This window comes from Agrobacterium tumefaciens (assembly GCF_031801495.1).
Taxonomy (GTDB): domain Bacteria; phylum Pseudomonadota; class Alphaproteobacteria; order Rhizobiales; family Rhizobiaceae; genus Agrobacterium; species Agrobacterium tumefaciens_K.
This window is the reverse complement of record NZ_JAOEGC010000001.1, coordinates 1,176,347-1,195,090: the sequence shown is the minus strand read 5'-3', so window position 1 is coordinate 1,195,090 and position 18,744 is coordinate 1,176,347. Positions and strand designations below refer to the sequence as shown.

At 58.2% G+C, this 18,744-nt stretch carries 17 protein-coding genes; 10 read left to right on the top strand and 7 right to left on the bottom strand.

Annotated elements, in window-relative coordinates; genetic code table 11:
* The first annotated feature begins 25 nt into the window (after positions 1-25).
* From N7578_RS05555 to N7578_RS05530, 6 genes are all read left to right on the top strand, one after another.
* Positions 26-1,006, top strand: coding sequence for a tripartite tricarboxylate transporter substrate binding protein (locus N7578_RS05555; RefSeq protein ID WP_311109294.1), 981 nt, complete (start codon positions 26-28; stop codon positions 1,004-1,006).
* Between the two features lies 1 nt (position 1,007).
* Entirely contained in the window at positions 1,008-1,529 is a 522-nt protein-coding gene (locus tag N7578_RS05550; RefSeq protein ID WP_311109293.1) for a tripartite tricarboxylate transporter TctB family protein, read from the top strand.
* A gap of 1 nt (position 1,530) precedes the next feature.
* The gene (locus N7578_RS05545) at positions 1,531-3,036 is read left to right on the top strand and encodes a tripartite tricarboxylate transporter permease (RefSeq protein ID WP_311109292.1); all 1,506 of its coding nucleotides are present in this window, start codon (positions 1,531-1,533) and stop codon (positions 3,034-3,036) included.
* Between the two features lie 761 nt (positions 3,037-3,797).
* A complete protein-coding gene (locus N7578_RS05540; RefSeq protein WP_311109291.1) occupies positions 3,798-4,025 on the top strand; it encodes a hypothetical protein in 228 nt (75 codons plus the stop codon).
* Positions 4,026-4,037: 12 nt separating this feature from the next.
* Positions 4,038-5,144 carry a glycosyltransferase gene (locus N7578_RS05535; RefSeq protein WP_311109290.1) on the top strand — a complete coding sequence of 369 codons (1,107 nt, stop codon included), beginning with the start codon at positions 4,038-4,040 and terminating at the stop codon, positions 5,142-5,144.
* A gap of 113 nt (positions 5,145-5,257) precedes the next feature.
* On the top strand, positions 5,258-6,628 hold the full coding sequence (locus N7578_RS05530) for a glycosyltransferase family 39 protein (protein ID WP_311109289.1): 1,371 nt from the start codon (positions 5,258-5,260) through the stop codon (positions 6,626-6,628).
* A gap of 232 nt (positions 6,629-6,860) precedes the next feature.
* Here N7578_RS05530 and N7578_RS05525 read toward each other — a convergent pair whose 3' ends face one another.
* Complete coding sequence (locus N7578_RS05525) at positions 6,861-7,529, bottom strand: ZinT family metal-binding protein (protein WP_422646690.1); 669 nt, start codon at positions 7,527-7,529, stop codon at positions 6,861-6,863.
* Between the two features lie 1,666 nt (positions 7,530-9,195).
* Positions 9,196-10,092 carry a LysR family transcriptional regulator gene (locus N7578_RS05520; RefSeq protein WP_311109288.1) on the bottom strand — a complete coding sequence of 299 codons (897 nt, stop codon included), beginning with the start codon at positions 10,090-10,092 and terminating at the stop codon, positions 9,196-9,198.
* Positions 10,093-10,226: 134 nt separating this feature from the next.
* Between N7578_RS05520 and N7578_RS05515 the strand changes: the two genes are divergently transcribed.
* Together N7578_RS05515 and N7578_RS05510 are read left to right on the top strand one after the other, a co-directional pair.
* Complete coding sequence (locus N7578_RS05515; RefSeq protein ID WP_311109287.1) at positions 10,227-11,201, top strand: MBL fold metallo-hydrolase; 975 nt, start codon at positions 10,227-10,229, stop codon at positions 11,199-11,201.
* A 53-nt stretch (positions 11,202-11,254) separates the two neighbouring features.
* Positions 11,255-11,821, top strand: coding sequence for a pyridoxamine 5'-phosphate oxidase family protein (locus N7578_RS05510; RefSeq protein WP_311109286.1), 567 nt, complete (start codon positions 11,255-11,257; stop codon positions 11,819-11,821).
* Here N7578_RS05510 and N7578_RS05505 read toward each other — a convergent pair whose 3' ends face one another.
* The gene (locus tag N7578_RS05505; RefSeq protein ID WP_311109285.1) at positions 11,822-12,280 is read right to left on the bottom strand and encodes an Lrp/AsnC family transcriptional regulator; all 459 of its coding nucleotides are present in this window, start codon (positions 12,278-12,280) and stop codon (positions 11,822-11,824) included.
* 126 nt (positions 12,281-12,406) lie between these two features.
* Between N7578_RS05505 and N7578_RS05500 the strand changes: the two genes are divergently transcribed.
* Together N7578_RS05500 and N7578_RS05495 are read left to right on the top strand one after the other, a co-directional pair.
* Positions 12,407-13,690 carry a cystathionine gamma-synthase family protein gene (locus N7578_RS05500; RefSeq protein ID WP_311109284.1) on the top strand — a complete coding sequence of 428 codons (1,284 nt, stop codon included), beginning with the start codon at positions 12,407-12,409 and terminating at the stop codon, positions 13,688-13,690.
* A gap of 226 nt (positions 13,691-13,916) precedes the next feature.
* Positions 13,917-14,102: a hypothetical protein gene (locus N7578_RS05495; protein ID WP_311109283.1), complete on the top strand. Its 186-nt coding sequence runs from the start codon at positions 13,917-13,919 to the stop codon at positions 14,100-14,102.
* 41 nt (positions 14,103-14,143) lie between these two features.
* Here the strand turns inward: N7578_RS05495 and N7578_RS05490 are convergent, their stop codons facing one another.
* Genes N7578_RS05490 through N7578_RS05475 form a run of 4 tightly spaced genes read right to left on the bottom strand, consistent with a single transcriptional unit; the run spans position 14,144 to position 18,431 of the window.
* Positions 14,144-15,622, bottom strand: a complete 1,479-nt coding sequence (locus N7578_RS05490) for an FGGY family carbohydrate kinase (protein WP_311109282.1) — start codon at positions 15,620-15,622, stop codon at positions 14,144-14,146.
* Positions 15,622-16,581, bottom strand: a complete 960-nt coding sequence (locus tag N7578_RS05485) for a transketolase C-terminal domain-containing protein (protein WP_311109281.1) — start codon at positions 16,579-16,581, stop codon at positions 15,622-15,624. Before N7578_RS05485 ends, N7578_RS05490 begins: the two co-directional genes overlap by 1 nt.
* Positions 16,581-17,408 carry a transketolase gene (locus N7578_RS05480; protein ID WP_311109280.1) on the bottom strand — a complete coding sequence of 276 codons (828 nt, stop codon included), beginning with the start codon at positions 17,406-17,408 and terminating at the stop codon, positions 16,581-16,583. The genes N7578_RS05485 and N7578_RS05480 overlap by 1 nt, the downstream gene beginning before the upstream one ends.
* Before the next feature lie 42 nt (positions 17,409-17,450).
* Positions 17,451-18,431: a TIM barrel protein gene (locus tag N7578_RS05475; RefSeq protein WP_311109279.1), complete on the bottom strand. Its 981-nt coding sequence runs from the start codon at positions 18,429-18,431 to the stop codon at positions 17,451-17,453.
* Positions 18,432-18,744 lie beyond the last annotated feature (313 nt).

Genomic DNA, 18,744 nt, shown 5'->3' with positions numbered 1-18,744 from the left:
TACTTGACTCGGGAGGAGATCAGAAATGCCCACGACAATGACACGCCGCCTCGTGCTTTCCCTTTGCAGCACGGCACTCGCCTTTTCCTTGGCTGGCTCCGGCCTTGCCCAGGATGCCTATCCGTCCAAACCGATAACGCTCGTTGTATCCTACGCCGCTGGTGGCGGCACCGACGCCATCGCACGCGTCTTTGCCGCTCGCCTTGAAAAGGCGCTTGATGGCCGCGTGATCGTCGAAAACCGGCCCGGCGCCGCTGCCAACATCGGCACCGAAGTGGCTGCATCGGCAGATCCGGACGGTTACACGCTGCTCATCGGCAACCAAGGGCCGATGGTGGTCAATCCGCACATCTTCAAGCTGAAGGCCGATCCGGCCGAAGCGCTCGACCCGATCGCCATGATCGCCGATGCGTCGCTCGTCGTCGTCGTCGGTCCGCGCCTCCAGGTCAACTCGCTTGGTGAACTGGTCGAGGCCGCAAAATCGAAGGAACTGGTATATGGTTCCGCCGGTAATGCTTCGGCTAGTCACCTCGGAGCACTGCTCCTCGGACAGACGGCCGGCATCAAGGTAAAGCACGTTCCCTATAAGGGCGCTGGCCCGGCGGTCAACGACCTCGTTGGCGGTCATATCGACTTCATGGTCACGACCATTCCGTCCGCAATCGGCCTCATCGAAAGCGGCACTCTGAAGGCATTGGCTGTCACCGGCGACAAGCGCTTCGAAACCCTTCCGGACGTTCCGACAGCCATCGAAGCCGGGCTTACCGGCTACACCGCATCGGCCTGGTACGGTCTCGTCGGCCCCAAGGGAATGCCGCCGGAAGTCAAGGCGAAGCTCGAGACGGCGACTGCGGAAACGCTCGGCGATACCGAAGTTCTCGACAAGCTGAAGAATGACGGAGCCACGGCCTCCGCCATGGGTGCTCAGGCCTTTGCTGACTTTATGGCCGAGGAACGCGCCCGGTGGGGTGAGGTCGTCAAGGCCGCCGACATCAAGGTCGAATGACATGCAGAACGTTACGACCAATACGGAACCACCAGCTGCGAACGGGTGGCAGGGACGGGAGAGGATTGCCGGCCTTACGCTTCTGGCTCTGGGCGGCCTCGGTCTCTGGGGTGGTGCAGACCTTCCCTTCATGACAAGCGGCGGCGTCGGATCGGGGCTTATGCCCCGCATCCTCTCGCTCATCATTATGGGACTTGGCATTATCCAGATCATCCTCAGCATCAAGGATCCCGGTCCCGCGACGGGCCATTGGGCGATCCGGGAGACCATTCCTGTCGTCCTCGGCGTCATTCTCTTTGCCATCACGATCCGTGGTTATCACCTCGGTCCGATCGCCATCCCGAATTTCGGGATGGCGGTGGCCTGCCCGCTGGCGATCGTCGCATCCGGCCTGGCCGCACGCGACAGCCGTCTTCCCGAACTGCTCGTCTTTGCGGTTGTGCTGACCGCCTTCTGTATCGGGCTGTTCCGCTATGCGCTGGGCCTGTCGGTCCCCGTGGCACCCTGGCTGCTAGGATACTGAGATGTTCGAAGTTTTCACCAATCTCGGCCTCGGCCTGTCCGTGGCACTGACACTCAACAACGTCGCGCTCTGTTTCATCGGCTGCCTGATCGGCACGCTGGTCGGCGTTCTTCCGGGGGTGGGCCCGGTCGCAACGATTGCGATCCTGCTGCCGGTCACCCTGTCGCTTGATCCGACCGGCTCGCTCATCATGCTCGCCGGCATCTATTACGGCGCTCAGTATGGCGGTTCCACCACCGCCATTCTGGTCAATATTCCCGGCGAAGCAACCGCAGTCGTCACCGCCATTGATGGACACAAGATGGCGCAGAAGGGCCAGGCTGGCCTCGCTCTCGGCCTGGCCGCGATCGGCTCCTTCATCGCTGGCACCGCCGCAACCATCGTGATTGCAGCGCTCGGCGTGCCGATGACCCGCATGGGTCTGCTCTTTGGGCCGGCGGAGTATTTCTCGCTGATGATCATGGGACTGGTCCTGGCCGTTGTCCTGGCCCGCGGCTCGCTGGTCAAGGCAATCGCGATGATCGTCGTTGGCATCCTTCTCTCCTGTGTCGGCGCCGACATGGAGACCGGCCGCGAGCGCATGACCTTCGATCTCGAAATGCTTCATGACGGTATCGAATTCGTGGTTCTCGCCATGGGCATCTTCGGCTTCGGTGAGATCTTCAAGAACCTGGCCGATCCCGAGACGCGCGACGTCGTGCGCAGCCGGATCGGCCGCTTGTGGCCGACACTTCGGGAGTTGCGCGAAAATCTTGCGCCCATCGCCCGCGGCACCTTCCTCGGCTCCATTCTTGGCGTCCTGCCGGGCAATGGCGCAATCCTCGGACCCTTCGCGAGCTATGCCGTAGAGAAGCGCCTTTCCAAACGGCCGCAGGATTTCGGCCAGGGTGCACCGGCCGCAGTCGCCGGCCCGGAGAGTGCCAACAATGCCGGCGCACAGACATCCTTTATTCCGCTGCTCACCCTTGGCCTGCCGCCGAATGCGGTCATGGCCCTGATGGTCGGTGCGATGATGATCCAGGGGATCGTACCCGGTCCGCAGGTCATCGAGCGCAACCCGGAACTCTTCTGGGGTCTGGTCGCCTCGATGTGGATCGGTAACCTGATGCTCGTCATCATCAACCTGCCGCTGATCGGGCTCTGGGTGAAGCTCTTGAGGGTTCCATACCGGCTGCTCTTCCCCGCCATCGTCTGCTTCTGCTGCATCGGCCTCTATTCGATCGCCAACGATGCTGCGCAGGTGATGATGGCTGCCTTCTTTGGCTTCGTCGGCTACGCGCTCTACAAGCTCGATTTCGAACCGGCACCACTTGCCCTCGGCTTCGTGCTCGGGCGACTGCTGGAAGAGAAACTGCGGCAGTCGCTGATCATCTCGGATGGAAACCCGCTGACCTTCATCCAGTCGCCGCTTTCCGCCACCCTCCTTGCGGTAGGGATGGTGGCACTCATCGTCGCCATCTCGCCCTCGATGCGACGCGGCCGAGAGGACGTCTTCAAGGACGCATAACAAATAAGATTGCAGCGGGCCAGATGGTCCGCTGCAATCTCTATTGCTCCGCTGTTTGCATATTCCCGGTATGACTTCGGAGATGCAGATTGAGAATATCGTCAGCCTGCCTGCGGCTTGCCGGCTTTGCCTGGACGATGACCTGCTGCAACCAGCCGTCGCGCGAGAAGCCAAAGCCCATGATCGTCGGGTTGTTGATGATATCCGGTCGGGTTTGCACATGTCGCGCGTGCGTTCAAGCTTGCGCGCCCCTTTCGGCCCGCGCCATCCCTGGTGACCATTGCCTTGACGAGGCGCCCCCTTATCAAAGACCTCAACGCCAGCCGAATCTCGTGCTAATAAATGTCCGCTTTTGAGGACCGATCAACATGGCAAGAACGAGAGATTTGAAGACACAAAACTTTCGTGCACTTGATGCCATCTCAGCGTGAACTTGACCTCAGAGAACGAAAATTACTTCCGTTCTCCCCCGATGTTGACTGACGCCAAAAGCCAAGGCACGACTGTGGCATCCACGATCGCTCGCGGCGGAAAAATATAGGGAATCCAAAGCCTATTTCGTCAAGTCTTTGGAAACAGCTGGGAATCCAGCGCCCCAGTCAATTCCGTCAAAAAATATATTAAATCATTGATTTTACGATTTTTATTGATGTTTTTGCCATCACTGGCGGCCTGACACCCACGCGAAGAAGCTCTATGGATTAGCCCCTGGCTGACGAATATCAACAATATCCAACGTTGGCCCTGCAGAAGAGTTCGATATGGCAACCACCACCTCTTGCTGCATGGTCGTCCAAATGCTACCGAGCCCCCTGACCAGCAAGTGGGGAACAAGGCCAGAATGGCCTGACGGGGACAGAAGAGATATGGGTATCCGCATTGTATCTGAGCGCTACGAGAACAACATCGCCTCTGTTTTCCCCAATACCTCCGGACCAATAGACCTTATCAATACTTTTATTCCATCAGCTCCATTGGCAAAAAACTGAGAGCACCTGCCCATGGAACCTTTGGTAGGACTTGCCGCGCGCTCAAAGCGCATTTCGATCATTGCCCCGACCTATAACGAGGTCGCGAACGTTGTACCTTTCGCAGAGCGCGTGAAGTCCGCGCTTGCTGGCTGCGACTGGGAGTTGCTGTTTGTCGATGACAACTCCGCCGATGGAACGGCTCAAAAAGCTTTCGAATATGGAGTTACCGAACCGCGTGTTCGGCCGATCATCCGCTTCAGCGATCGCGGGCTTGCCAAATCAAGCATCCAGGGCATGTTGACTGCAAAGGGCGACCTCCTGTGCGTGATGGATGCCGACGGACAGCACGATCCCTCCGTGGTCCTCGAGATGGTCGAGCTCATGGAGCGCGAGGGACTGGATATCGTCAGCGCCGCGCGCCGCCTCGAAGACGACCAAAAGATGGAGGGCCTTTCGCCGCTCCGCCGCAAACTGTCCCAGATAGGAAATGCCCTAAGCAGCTTCGTGATTGGCCGAGAGCTCTCGGATCCACTGACGGGCTTCTTTGTCATTCGTCGCGACCGCTTCCTTCAAATCGGCCCCAAGCTCGGAGATCCGGGCTTCAAACTGCTGCTCGACATCCTTTATTCGGATAAAGCACTACGTCACGGAGAGGTCTATTTCGACTTCGGTACGCGCCTGCATGGCAATTCGAAGCTGGACAGTTATGTCCTTTGGAAGTTTGCAACCTTCCTGATGAGCAAGATGACCAAGGGCATCGTGCCTGCGAACCTCATCTCTTTCCTGTTTGTCGGAGGTTCCGGTGTCTTCGTCCACTTCGCCGTCCTGTATTCCATGTTCGCCGTTTCAACGTCCTTTGCCACGGCCCAGACGGTTGCGACACTGGTCGCCGCCACCAGCAACTTCCTACTCAACAATCTGCTGACCTTCCAGGACAGGCGACTACGCGGGATCCGCTTGATTTCGGGCTATTTCAAGTTCCTGGCTGTTTCCGCAGTTGGCATCGTGGCCAACGTTTCAGCCGCAACTCTCGCCTATGAGAACCTGATCCATGTCGTCTTCATCGCAACGCTCGCCGGCATTGCGATCGACACTGTCTGGAAGTTTGTCATCGCCAACAGGTTTATCTGGAAATGAGTGAGACCGCGCGTCTGAGCCCATCGCCTTCCCGAACGATCACAGCTTCGCTCTGGATCCTTCTCTGCGGCATGGTCTGCCTGCAGATCCTCGTGCAGCTTGTCCACATATCGATGTTCTTCGATGGCGGCATCTACGCCGTCCTCGCCAGAAATCTGGCGGAAGGTCGCGGATCGGCATGGTCCCCGTATTTTTCGGAGGCGCTGTTTCCGGTCTTCGCCGAACATCCTCCCCTGATGTTTTGGCTACAGGCAATCGGCTTTGCCGTGTTCGGCGACAGCGTCGCGGTGGAGAAGGGCTTCTCGCTGCTGATTTTCGTGATTGCTGCTGCCTTGCTACTCCAGATCTGGGTGCGCCTGAACAAGCAAGATACCATGGTTCAGCGGGCGTTCCCGATTGCGCTCATGCTGACCCTGATTGCAGGTCGAGTGAACTGGGGCTTTGCCAACGGCCTGCTCGACAACCTGCTCGCAGTCTTCACGGCAACGGCCGTCCTTGTGCTCGTTATCGCTTACGACCGACCGGCGCCCATGCTCTGCGGGAAACGACTGGCCCTTGTAGCGGCCGCCGGACTTGCCATTTGCCTGTCGCTCATGACCAAGGGGCTGGTCGGATTGTTCCCCTTGGCGACCCCGGCCATCTACTGGCTGGTATTTCGGAGGCCGGCTTTTCTGACGATGGTCTTCGACACTCTCATCATCCTGCTCGTGATCGCCCTGTTTGCGGCGCTTCTTTACTCATTTGACGCTTCGAGAGAAGCGGTTCAACGCTATGCCACCGCACAGTTGTTTTCAAGTTTAAGCGGCGCACGCGGCCACTATGGCGGCGGACTTTACACCTTCCGCAAGATTCTCGGAATCAACGGTTACTCGCTGGCAGTCGTCGCGATCGCAGCCCTCGCCGCATGGCGCCTGGGGCTCGGCAAAAGCGAAAGTGAGATGCGCCGGTTACGATTGAAACGGGCAGCTTTCCTCGTGATTGTCGGGCTTTCGGCTTCTCTTCCTATCGGCCTCAGCCCACGGGTCTCCAATTTCTATTTCAATACGTCGCTCCTCTTTTACTCGGCTGGCTTTGCCATCCTAGCAACGCCTGTCATCATGGACGGCCTCTCTCGACTGAGGGAACGAGATGCGAAAATCCTCCGGTTCGGTTCCCTATTCATTTTGGCGGCTTCCATCGCGGCGGTGGCCCTCAACATCGGACGACTTGGGAATGATGCACGGACAATCGAACAGGCTACCGCCATCGAGGCATTCGTTTGCGCCGACAAAGTCGATTGCAGGCCAAGCATCAGTGCATGTGAAGAAGCTTGGCAGGATTGGGCCCTGCACACCTACATGCAGCGCTTCTACAAGGTCAGCATAGCCAAGATTGCCGACGTTCAGGCTGAATTTGTGATCGCCGATAAGAAATGCAGCGGTTTTCCGGAATATGCCGAGACTGGCGTGGACATCTCCCCCTATCGTTTGCTGAAACGACAGTAACGCATGGTCCGATGATACACCCGGATGAACGCTCGAAATCTTGCGATCAACGTCTTTGGGTCGACTGACAAATTGGGAATACGAAGACAAACTTGAGCACCCTCTTGCTCCTTCCGAAATCCCTATTCGGTTGCAGGGAAACTGACGGCGGTAGGCTATACGGGCTTACCGCCGTTACTGTTCTCGGCGTCCGACGTTCGGTTCGGTCGGACGCCGCATCATTTTTGCGAGATCAGTGCGCCTTCATTTCGCTGACAATATCCTTCGCCTTCAAGGACGATGGATAATAGGTCGGCCAGTTCGTCACTTCCTTCAGCAAGGCTGCCCGGTCATCGCCCCAATAGATGTGGTAGTGGTCGGTCTTTTCCGGTGCGATCTTATGGTCGCTGAACTGGATGAACTTTGGGGCATTCGCATCACCTTCATCCTTCTTGAAGACGAAACGAACGCCGCGGTTACCCTTTTTGTATGTCAGTATTTCCTTGCCGTCGTAAACGTACGTCGCCTTCAATGGCTTGCCGCTTCGGTAGAAGCTGACCTCATTGCCCTTGATCGTGATGCGCTCCACATCGGTCTTGTAACCCACCTCATATTCCGCTCGGATCTGTTCGACACTTGCTGATCCCTTCTCGGCTTTGTGTGACCAGACGGGGTCCAGTGTGCCGTCCTGCAGATAAGGATAGACCGACTGCCAATCACCTGCATAATCTGACAACGGACGATCCTTGACCTGGCTATCCTCGAAATAGCCTGCGTAAATCTTCGGATCGCCGTGGCTATGGGCGTGATCATGGCCCTCGCCCGCCTCATGCGCCTTGCCGCTGCCACCGGCTACCGCGATGTTGTAAGGCTTGCCGTCCACCTTGATTGCTTCGATTTCCTTCAGCTCCGTTTTGGAGATGACACGCACCAGTCCGGCATTCGGATCGCTAAGGACCACGGCATCGCCTGCCATGGCAATGCGCGGACGCGGTTCGTTCCAATGGCCGTCCATCGAGTAAGGTTCGGTTATCTTCGCGCTCTTCGACAGTTTGCCGTCCAGAACATCGATCTGGTGTAGCGATCCGTCCTCGGTGAGGACGTAACCGAAACGCGCATTTGCAGGGTCGAGCACGAAATCGATCCTGCGGAACGGTAGCCCGATATAGCGGAAATTCGGCACATCGACCGGATCTACGACGACCAGGCCCTTTGCTCCGTAATTGCCAAGGAACACCTGCATGCTTTTGGCACCAAGCAAAGTGCCCGTGGATTGCCCGCTCGGGAGTTCGGCCGGATAGGTCAACATGTTCGTCACGGGCCCATCGGCGCTTGCCTTGACGGTCAGGATGCCTTCCTTGCAACCCGCCGCGAGATAGGCTCCAGAAAAAGCTTCGCCATGAATACCCGTGCAGGTTGCCACGTCTCCGACCGGCGTCCCGTCCGCCTTGACCGCCCTCAGGCCGACACGCGACGGCGCGGCATCACCTTCGACTGCAGCATCCGAGGCGACAGTCGTCACCCATGCGTTTCCGATGGGTGACGCAAACCCGTGGTGCGGACGAGCTTGGTTGAGGCGGGTCGCTTCGACTTTGCCATCCGAAAGTTTATGGGCATCGACAATTTCATTGTAACCGCCCTTGTCGAAGTTGATCACGATCTTGCCGTCATGGTCGATGACGTGGAACGGCCTGGGTCCTGTCAAAGGCCGCTGCACAGCCGACGGGTCGCCGATCTCGATGTCCGCGTGATCGCCGTGGGCGTTAAGCGAGATGCCGCTATTGATGAAGTTAACCACATCGTTATCGGACTGGACCGAAACAATGACCGCTCCTTCGTTTACGCTGTAGAGTTTGTTTTGCCCCTTCGTTTCGAACGTCCAGCGATTTTCCGGCTTGCTCAGATCGAAGGCTGTAACCTTTCCAGCTGCGTGGTCGCCGACGAAGACTCGATAAAGCGTCACGTTTTCCTCGTCGTCCTCGGCCTGTACCGGTGGGCCAACGAGGCTCACGGATAGCGCAAGGGCGGAAACGCTCAGGGTCAAGTATCTCACTTCTTTCTCCTTATTAATGATATATAGTAACGAAATTTGGTCGAAGTCTGGAGGTGGCTTCTCCAGTCAACTGCGGTTGATCGCGCACAGCCGAACTGACCGACATCAACATCAGGCCGGCCAGAAGGCAGGTGAATTTTCTCATTTAAACTTCGATTGGCAGTTTCAAACGGGGCCGTATGGCCAACGGACTTCGGGTAAGTCCTGTCTTCCCGACAACACCGCCTAGATGACACACGACCGGGTGCCGGTTAAATCCCGGTATCAAGTCACTGAGTGTCAGGCATGGTTCTGGCACGGTCTGAGTTTCTTTCGTAATCTGGTGTGGTTGGTCATATACAATGTTATGTTATATCATATAAAAGACCGTGCGGAGTGAGGCAACCCACAATCTGCATGGCCATGGAAATATTCCGGGTAACACGCGAGGGTAGTATAGCCGCCCATTGCCTGATGATTTTGATGATGTTCATCGTCTTCCTTCTGCTCAATTTTCGTTGTCGAAAAGCGAAGAAAAGACAGACAGGAATTCTGACTAGATAGCCATTCGCTTGCGCAGGCGGGGCGTGATCCAGTCGAGGAAGCGACGCACCTTCATTGGCTGGGGATCGGCCGGCGCATAGACCACGTTCACCGGCAGCGGTTCAGGTGCAAAATCTGTCAGCACTTCCCTTAGAGCACCGGATCGCAACTGGTCGGTGATCTGATAAGAGAGCACACGGACAATACCGATACCGGCCACTGCCGCCTGGATAGCGGCCTCGGTCGTGTTGACAGCGAATTTGGGGTGGGGTTCAGCATTAAAGGCGATCCCGTCTCGACGGTAGCGCACTTCCGGCGCCACGGCAAAGCCCTGGAAACTTATCCCGTCATGCTGGGCGAGGTCTTCGGGTTTCAGCGGAATGCCACGTCGGGCGAGATAATCCGGACTGGCGCAGACCACGCGGCGCACCGTACCGACGCGGGTTGCGATTAACGCGCTGTCGGCCAGATGGCCGATCCGCAACGCGACATCGACGTGCTCATCTGCAAAGCTTATCTGTCGGTCGGCCAGTGTCAGCCGCAGGTTGATTTCCGGTTGCTCCTTCAGGAATTCCAGCGCGATTGGCAGCACATGCCGCTCCCCGAAGATGACGGGCGCGGTCATGTGCAAACCGCCGCGCAGCGCCCCATAATCGCCGCTGGCCTGTCGCTCCGCCGCATCCAGTTCTTCCAGAATACGCCGTGAAGCGGCGACATAGCTCCTTCCTTCATCCGTCAGGGTCAGGCCACGGCGGGTGCGCAGCACAAGGCGCACGCCGAGGTGTTTTTCAAGATCGGCAACCTTGCGGCTGACCGTTGCGAGTGGTGCGTGCAGGCGCCGCGCTCCCGCCGAAAGGCTTCCGGCATCCACCACCGCCAGCAACACCGACATCGCATCGAACCGATCCATATCATCCTTCCAGAAAATGAGAGGAAAACTCCTGAAATCGCAGGATACCCCATCGGTTTTGGATATCATAGCTTCATGTCGTAGAGGGGATGCAAACAGCTCCCCACATCACCAAAGATCAGGAGAAAGACGTCATGCCCCAACTTTCACGTCGTGCATTTGCCAGCGCTCTTCCTCTCGGCCTCCTTGGGGGAGGACTGATCGGTGGCGCATTGCCGAAACTCGTCGCAGCGCAGGAACCTGCCAAGGCTCTGGCGAGCATCACACCGCTGGCGCAGATCCGCATCGGTCGATTTACGGTGACGGCACTGACGGACGGCTACGCCGACATGCCCTACAACTTTTTCCCCGGACGCACCCCGGCGGAGGTGGAGCGTGCCGCCGCTGCCCAGTCTACCGCCCGGCCAAGCGGCGTGCGGTTCCTGTTCAACCAGTATCTGATCGATGATGGCCAACGCCGCATCCTGATCGATGCCGGTGCCGCGGGTTCCATCGGCCAGACCGGAAAACTGCCGCAGGCGCTTGCCACGCTTGGCCTCAAGCTCGACCAGATCGACGCGGTGATCGTAACGCATATGCATCAGGACCACATGGGCGGTCTGATCGCCGGCGGCAAGAACAACTATCCCAAGGCGGAGCTTTATATTGATCGCCGAGACGTCAAGCATTGGACCGACCCGGCCAAGCGTGCCGGTGCACCGGATTACCTGCAGACCAGCTTCCAGATGGCGGATGAAATCGTGCGCCTGTACCCAAGACTGCAGGCGATTGATGGCGAGCGTGAGATCGCCCCCGGCGTCTCGATTGTCGACCTGACCGGCCATACGCCCGGCCATATCGGCGTGCGGGTGGAAGACGGCGGCAAGAGCATGATCATGGTGTCGGACATGATCTTCCCGGTCGTGCATCCGGGCGCTACCGATGTGTTCTTCCTGTTCGAGCAGGATCGTGAAGCCGCCAAGGCGATGCGTGACCGGTTTTTCCCACAAGCCGCTGCCGAAGGTGCGCTGATTGCGGCCACGCACATGCCGTTCCCAGGGCTCGGCCGCGTCGTGTCCGACCGTGGGCAGACACGCTGGGAAGTGGCAGACTGGGCCTTGCAGGATTGAGGTCGGCTTCGGCCGCCCGCAGACATGAACTGGCGTGGAAAGGATGAAACGGAATGAGCAGATATCTCAATATCGCCACGACGCCTTCCGTGGCGGCCGCGCAGGAACATTACGGCAGCGCGGATCAATGGGCGCGGATCGGCGCACGTGGTGGTGCAGAAACGGGTGGGAGCCAGCGCCTCGGTCCGGCGGAAGCAGCCTTTATTCATGGGCGGGATGGTTTCTATCTCGCCAGCGTCTCGGAAACCGGCTGGCCTTACGTGCAGTACCGTGGTGGGCCTGCGGGCTTTCTCACCACGGTTGACCCGACGCTGCTGGGCTTTGCGGATTTTCGCGGAAACCGGCAATACATCACCACCGGCAATGTAAATACCAATGATCGCGTTTCACTGTTCCTCATGGATTATGCCCACCGGCGTCGTCTGAAGATCTTCGGCCACATGCGGGTCATCGATGCGGACGACGATCCGGAACTCGCAAAGCGACTGACAATGCCGGATTACCCCGCCAGAGTGGAGCGTCTCGCCCTCATCTCGGTGGAAGCGTTTGACTGGAACTGCCCGCAGCACATCACTCCGCGTTTCACGCTGGCCGAACTGGAGCAATTTGTATCACGCTAGTCAGATACGGCGAGCCTTGATCGTGTTCATCACGAAGCTGGTTTCGATGGTATCGACGCATTTCAGCTTGGCGATCTTCTCCTTGATGAAGCGCTCGTAATCTTCCAGTCCGCAGCACATGACCTTGAGCATGTAATCCCGCGAACCGGTGACGAGGTGACATTCCAGCACCTCGTCCCAATCCAGCACCGCCGTCTCGAACATGCGGATTTCGTCGTCATGCTGGCGGCTGAGGCGGATGGAGGCGAGCGCCGTCATCGTCCAGCCTTCGGTGGCCGGATCGATGATGGCGGAATAGCCCTTGATCACCCCCAACTCCTCCAGGCGGCGGAGCCGACGCAGACACGCCGATGCCGAAAGACCGACGCGCTCGGCCAGTTCATTGTTGGTGATCCGCGCGTCGGCAGACAACTCTTTCAATATCCGTTTGTCGATAGAGTCAGCAATTTTCTGCGACATAGGCGACTGTTCCTCGCAATTTATTGCGCCATGAGACAGATCAGCGCTTCAGAATGCAAGGTATTTCGGCTCGATTGGGTGTAACCTTGTCTGAGTTCAACGCCTGTTTGAGGAGGCCCACCGGACATGACCGCGCCGCATCCGTCCAAAACCCACATCGGCAACCATGCGCTTCATCCTGAAACGCAGATGCTCAACTACGGTTACGATCCGGAACTGTCTGAGGGTGCGGTAAAACCGCCGGTCTTTCTGACATCGACCTTCGTGTTCAAAACGGCGGAAGATGGCCGTGATTTCTTTGACTACGTTTCCGGCCGCAAGGAGCCGCCAGCCGGCAAGGGAGCAGGTCTCGTCTACTCGCGTTTCAACCATCCCAACAGCGAGATCGTCGAGGATCGCCTGGCCGTTTATGAGCGCACGGAAAGCTGTGCTCTGTTTTCCTCCGGCATGTCGGCCATTTCAACAACGTTGTTCGCCTTCGTCCGCCCTGGCGACACTGTTCTTCATTCGCAACCGCTTTATGGCGGCACGGAAACGCTGCTGGCGAAGACCTTCCAGAATTTCGGCGTGTCGTCCGTGGGTTTCGCCGATGGTGTCAGCGAAGCATCGGTCACCGCCGCCGCAGAGGCGGCAATGCAAAAAGGCAGGGTATCCGTCATTCTCATCGAAACCCCCGCCAACCCGACAAACAGCGTTGTCGATATCCCCATGGTACGCCGCGTTGCCGATAGGATTGGCGAGAAGCAGAGGCATCGGCCGATCATCGCCTGCGACAACACGCTGTTGGGACCGGTGTTCCAGCGCCCCATCGAGCACGGCGCCGATATCTCGCTCTATTCGCTGACAAAATATGTTGGCGGCCACTCCGACCTCATCGCCGGAGCAGCACTCGGGCGGAAAGATGTGATGAAGCAGGTGAAGGCGCTGCGCGGCGCCATCGGCACACAGCTCGATCCGCATTCGTGCTGGATGCTCGGCCGCTCGCTGGAGACACTACAGATCCGCATGGAGCGGGCCAACAGCAATGCAAAGCTCGTGGCCGAGTTCCTGCAGGCCCATCCCAAGGTCGAAAAAATCCACTACCTGCCCTTCAACGACCCCGCTTCATCCGAGGGAAAAACCTTCGCCGCGCAATGCACAGGTGCGGGATCGACATTCTCGTTTGACATCGTGGGCGGACAGACGGCTTCCTTCAAATTCCTCAACGCACTGGAGATCTTCAAACTCGCCGTCAGCCTAGGCGGCACGGAATCTCTCGCTTCCCACCCGGCAACCATGACGCATTCCGGCGTACCCGCCGATGTGCGCCAACGCATAGGCGTACTGGAATCCACCATTCGCCTGTCGATCGGCATCGAACACCCGGATGATCTCATCGCCGACCTGACACTTGCTCTCGATGAGGCCTGACGGCGAGGCATGCTCCGCGAGTTCGAACACGCGATCCGGCCTCCGCGCGGGCCGAATTCTGACTGGAGAGTGCGTCCGCTCTCCAGTTCACTTCCCAAGGCATTAGCAGAACGATAGGCAGCATGAGCGCCACACGGCGCCTCGCAATGCCCGAGTATCAAAGCGGCAAAAAGGGGTTGTCTATGCTGACTTCATTGATCATCTACTGGTAGGAGACTACCGCATTATGGCGACAGACACGCTGCATAAATCGCTCTGCTGTACGCCTTGTTCTGGCGATCAAGACAGGAAATCCCCGGTATTTTCCGTTCATCCAGATCCTCGCCATCCTTGGATTCGTGCCATCCGCCGTGATGGCGTTGCCCTGCTGGAAGAATCGATCGGCGCATTCATCGCCTCCCGGCCAGGCTGATAGCCGGGCTGCCCGGCACCAACCGCCGATCGCACCATCGATCAGGATGCGGTAAGCCGTGACAGCAGCGATTTCCAGTCGTTTGTCACAGCCGAACGCCAGGATGCCATTTCGGCCCGAGGCGAAAACTCCACCGTTGAAGCGTCCAAATGAGGACTTTCCCCCGTCAGACGACGAAGCGCCATGGCCGCAACGCCGATTGCCCCGACCTCAGCCTGACCGCTGCGTGTGACGGGCCGGTCGAGAACATCGCTCTGCAACTGCATGAGGAAATCGTTAGACGTGGCGCCACCGTCAGCCAGCAGTCCCTGCAACCTTCCACCAATGTCCCGTTCCATGGCGCCGAACACATCTGCGACCTGCAAGGTGATGGCGTCGAGCGTCGCACGGGCAACATGCGCACGGGTCGTAGCAAGCGTCATACCGGCGATCGTTCCTGAAACATTGTCGTCCCAGTGCGGCGCGCCAAGACCGGCTAATGCGGGAACGAAGGTCACGCCGCCACTATCCGCTACGGTTTGGGCAAGTCCTGAAAGAGCGCGTGCATCTGGTATTCCAAGTAGATCGGCTGCGAAAGCCGCAGCCTGCGCAGACACTGTGATATTACCCTCAAGGGCGTAGGCAACACCGTCACTGTCGCTCCAGGCAATCGTTGCGGACAACCCGTTTTTCGACAGAACGCGCTCCTGCGTCAGCGTCATCAGCGATGAGCCCGTACCATAGGTCGCCTTGACGAGGCCGGGAGTGCGAACGCCATGACCATAAAGCGCCGCGTGGCTGTCACCCATCATGGCAAGGATGGGAACGCCGGACGAGAGTGCAGTCGCGCCCTCGGCTACTTCACCGAACAGACCATCGGACGGTCTAACTTCGGGCAATGCGGAACGTGGCACGCCAAAAACGTCACAAAGGCTGTCATCCCAGTGCAGCCGGCCGGTATTGAACAGTTGCGTGCGTGAGGCGTTGGAGTGATCGGTAGCAAACTCTTTGCCGCCCGTCAGTTTGTAGAGCAGCCAGCTATCGACGGTCCCGGCTCGGAGACGGCCCTCCTGCGAAAGCACCCGTGCCTCGGGAACGTTTTCCATCACCCAGGCAAGCTTGGACGCCGGAAACAGGGCATTGATGGAAAGCCCGGTTGCTTCCACCACCGTGGGGTTAGCACCATCGGCGATCATGCCTTCACAGGCCTTCGTCGTGCGTCGGCATTGCCACAATATTGCAGGGGCGATTGGCTTGCCGGTCAGGGAATCCCATGTCACAAGCGTCTCGCGTTGATTGGCAATCGCCATGCCTGCAATCGTACTTTCCGACGCGCCTACGATATCAGCGATCACAGATTGGACGCTGGCCCAGATATCCTCCGCGGACTGCTCGGCCCATCCGGGGCGAGGGTATGTCGACTTCACCGGCGCCGAGGCTTTTGCAATCACATTGCCTGACGTATCGACCAGTATCGCCTTGGTATTGGTTGTTCCCTGATCGATGGCAATGACAGATCCTCCTCCCGATCTGCCTGTCATCAGCGTTTGCGTCCTATCGCCTTGCGTGCCGTTCTTGAAATGCCGTTGGATGTCAAGCCGAAGTGATCGAAGAGCCATTCGACGGAACCTGTCGGCACGAAGCCCGGAAAGCCCATGCGTTCGACCGGAACTGGGATGTTGGAGGCGGTAAACTCTGCCACCGCGCCGCCAAGCCCGCCATGGATATTGGCCTCCTCGATGGTAACGATGGCACTCGTTTCGCTTGCCGCCTGCGAAATGGCCGCCTCATCAATTGGCGTGATCGTCGCCATGTTCAGCACGCGTGCAGAAATACCATCCTTTGCCAGCTCTTCCGCCGCATTTGCCGCCAGATGCACCATCGTGCCGCAGGCAATCAGCGTAACATCGCGGCCATCACGAACAAGTTCCGCCCTGCCCGGCTGAAACTTGCGGTTCTCGACGGCAAGCTCCGGGACCGGCATGCGGCTGAGGCGGATATAGACCGGCCCGTCATGCTCCGCGGCCCATTTCACCGCTTCTGCCGTTTCCCACGGGTCCGCCGGAACGATGACGGTGATATTGTTCAAGGGACGCAGCCAGGCGAAATCCTCGATCGAGTGGTGGGTCGGTCCCAGTTCACCGTAAGCGACACCAGAGGACTGACCAACCAGCTTCACGTTGAAATTGGCGTAGGCGATATCCGCCTTCACCTGTTCCAGCGCCCGACCTGTCAGAAAGCAGGATGCCGCGGAGACGAAAGGAATACGTCCGCCATTCGCAAGACCCGCCCCCACGCCCACCATGTTCTGCTCGGCAATCCCGACATTGACGAGACGCTCCGGAAACCTCTTCTGGAAGCCACCGAGTTTAGACGACCCGACGGAATCGTTGACAACGGCCACGATGCGGGGATCGGCAGCGGCAAGCTCCTCAATGGTACGCGCCCATGCGTCGCGACAATCGTAGAAACCTTCCTGTTTTGCAGCGGGAGCAGCCATCAGACCAATTCCTCCATGGCAGTTTTATAGTGCTCGACATTCGGCACGCCATGGTGCCATGAGGCCTTGTTTTCCATGAAAGACACGCCCTTGCCCTTGACGGTATTGGCGATCACACAGAGCGGCTTCGAACGTCCACCGGGCGGCTCCGACAGCGCGCTGACGAGCGCCGCAACATCATGGCCATCCACAACCTCGACATCCCAGCCGAAGGCACGGAACTTGTCATCGAGCGGATCAAGCCCGTTCGTCTCCTCGGTGCCCATACCCTGTTGCAAACGGTTTCTGTCCACGATCAATGTGAATTTACCGAGCTTACGATTGCCCGCCGTCATGGCCGCTTCCCAGTTGGAACCCTCCTGCAACTCACCGTCACCGGTGAGCACGAAGGTACGATAATCGCTGTTGGTCAGCTGCCCGGCAATCGCGATTCCAAGACCAACCGGCATTCCGTGTCCCAAGGGCCCCGTATTGGTTTCGATACCCGGCAGATAGTTCCGGTTCGGATGGCCGTTCAGCATGGACTCCGGTTGCATATAGGTGGTCAGCCAGTCTTCCGGGTAATAACCGGCCGCGCAAAGCGCGGTATAGAGCGCGCCGGTCGCATGCCCTTTCGACATGATGAAGCGATCCCGTTCCGCCATATCCGGTTTTTTCGGGTCATAGCGCATCACGCCGAAATAGAGTGTCGCGATGATGTCGATCGCAGAAAAGTCCCCGCCCGGATGGCCGATCTGCGCGTCGAAAACCATCGTGAAGGCCCTGCGGCGCATCCACAACGCTTTTTCGCGGATCGTCTCGACGACATCATTCTTCAACATTGTCATGGCCTTTCATTGCCAAAGCTGGCTGCTGACCTGAACGACGCCTTACATGGCGCCGAAAAGAGCCTTCTGCGCGATTTTGAGCGCACCGATCGCGTCATGTCGGGCCTGCGCCTCCCTGAGCGCATCTACGTCCAGCGCATCGAGCCCCTTGTCGGCAGCCTTGAGGAAGTCGATGGCGTGGTTGGCGGTCGCAACGCTGTCTTCGCGGAACGGGAACTGGTCGAGTTGCCAGACACCCTCCCATTTGTTCTTACGGAGTACATAGAAAAACTCGAAGAGCTCTATGGGATGCAGGCTGCCCGCCACGAGATCATCGTCCCACGAGCGGTAATTGTCGTTCACATCCATCCCGAAAAGGCGACCATAATCGATGGCAAGCTGGGCGCTGTCAGCCGCCGATTCTCCACCCATTATGGCATGGCCGAAATCAAGCAGAATGCCGACATTCGGCAAACCGATCTTCTCGATGCCGAGCAGCGTGCGGGCAACAGAACCGAAGCTCATGCGCACACGCGGTTCACGCGGCTTGTATTCGATGACGAATTTCAGATCCGGATTTTCGCTCGCCAACTGGCCCACACCATCCAGCGAGTGTTTCCAGAGCGTGCCGTAATCAACCTGGAACGGATAATCCCAACCATCCTGGCCCGGCCACAACTTGACGTAATCCGCACCAAAGTAACGGACCTGATCGCACGCCTGGGTCACCAGCTCATGGGTCCGGCGACGCACGCCTGCATCGGGATTGGTGAACGATCCCTTGACGAATTCACGCGTGTAAATCTCGGGCGTTACACCGATGACACCGAGATTGTTGCGGTCAAGCGCGTCCTTGACCTGGGCGTTGGAAAAATCACCGCCGAAGAAAGGATAATTGATATCCACGACCGACAGATCCCTGACCTGACCGGCCAGATCTATCGCCTCGATGACGCTGCGGGGCGCGCCATAGCCATCCGTGGCATAACGATCGAGATATGTTGCAAAGTGCCAGATCCCTGCGCCAAAACGTTGAGTGGCCACGAATTTCCTCCATTTATCCAATCCAAACGCAACTGGTACACAGAGCCGCATAGCAGGACAAAAGCCCTGACGACGCAGAAGCCAACATGAACAGACCAGCACGTACTCCTGCCACGGACAACCCGCGCCCACCCTCCATGGTCACGCAGCCACCGCATCCTTTCGCAAGAGGAAATATTCCGAATACCTTCGATTTCCTGCGATTTAGCCATCTATTCACATAAAACATTGTCGTATTCAAGCGATTTTTTGCGATAACGCTGAATTCAACATGACATCGATTGTAGTAACGGAGAAAAACGCAGAGATCGAA

Coding starts and splice junctions, on each gene's coding strand:
- N7578_RS05540 (WP_311109291.1), top strand. CDS start 3,798: ATGGCAACCACCACCTCTTGCTGCATGGTCGTCCAAATGCTACCGAGC.
- N7578_RS05485 (WP_311109281.1), bottom strand. CDS start 16,581: ATGGCTGCTCCCGCTGCAAAACAGGAAGGTTTCTACGATTGTCGCGAC.
- N7578_RS05550 (WP_311109293.1), top strand. CDS start 1,008: ATGCAGAACGTTACGACCAATACGGAACCACCAGCTGCGAACGGGTGG.
- N7578_RS05515 (WP_311109287.1), top strand. CDS start 10,227: ATGCCCCAACTTTCACGTCGTGCATTTGCCAGCGCTCTTCCTCTCGGC.
- N7578_RS05530 (WP_311109289.1), top strand. CDS start 5,258: ATGTTCTTCGATGGCGGCATCTACGCCGTCCTCGCCAGAAATCTGGCG.
- N7578_RS05555 (WP_311109294.1), top strand. CDS start 26: ATGCCCACGACAATGACACGCCGCCTCGTGCTTTCCCTTTGCAGCACG.
- N7578_RS05490 (WP_311109282.1), bottom strand. CDS start 15,622: ATGACAGGCAGATCGGGAGGAGGATCTGTCATTGCCATCGATCAGGGA.
- N7578_RS05510 (WP_311109286.1), top strand. CDS start 11,255: ATGAGCAGATATCTCAATATCGCCACGACGCCTTCCGTGGCGGCCGCG.
- N7578_RS05500 (WP_311109284.1), top strand. CDS start 12,407: ATGACCGCGCCGCATCCGTCCAAAACCCACATCGGCAACCATGCGCTT.
- N7578_RS05505 (WP_311109285.1), bottom strand. CDS start 12,280: ATGTCGCAGAAAATTGCTGACTCTATCGACAAACGGATATTGAAAGAG.
- N7578_RS05480 (WP_311109280.1), bottom strand. CDS start 17,408: ATGACAATGTTGAAGAATGATGTCGTCGAGACGATCCGCGAAAAAGCG.
- N7578_RS05520 (WP_311109288.1), bottom strand. CDS start 10,092: ATGGATCGGTTCGATGCGATGTCGGTGTTGCTGGCGGTGGTGGATGCC.
- N7578_RS05545 (WP_311109292.1), top strand. CDS start 1,531: ATGTTCGAAGTTTTCACCAATCTCGGCCTCGGCCTGTCCGTGGCACTG.
- N7578_RS05535 (WP_311109290.1), top strand. CDS start 4,038: ATGGAACCTTTGGTAGGACTTGCCGCGCGCTCAAAGCGCATTTCGATC.
- N7578_RS05495 (WP_311109283.1), top strand. CDS start 13,917: ATGGCGACAGACACGCTGCATAAATCGCTCTGCTGTACGCCTTGTTCT.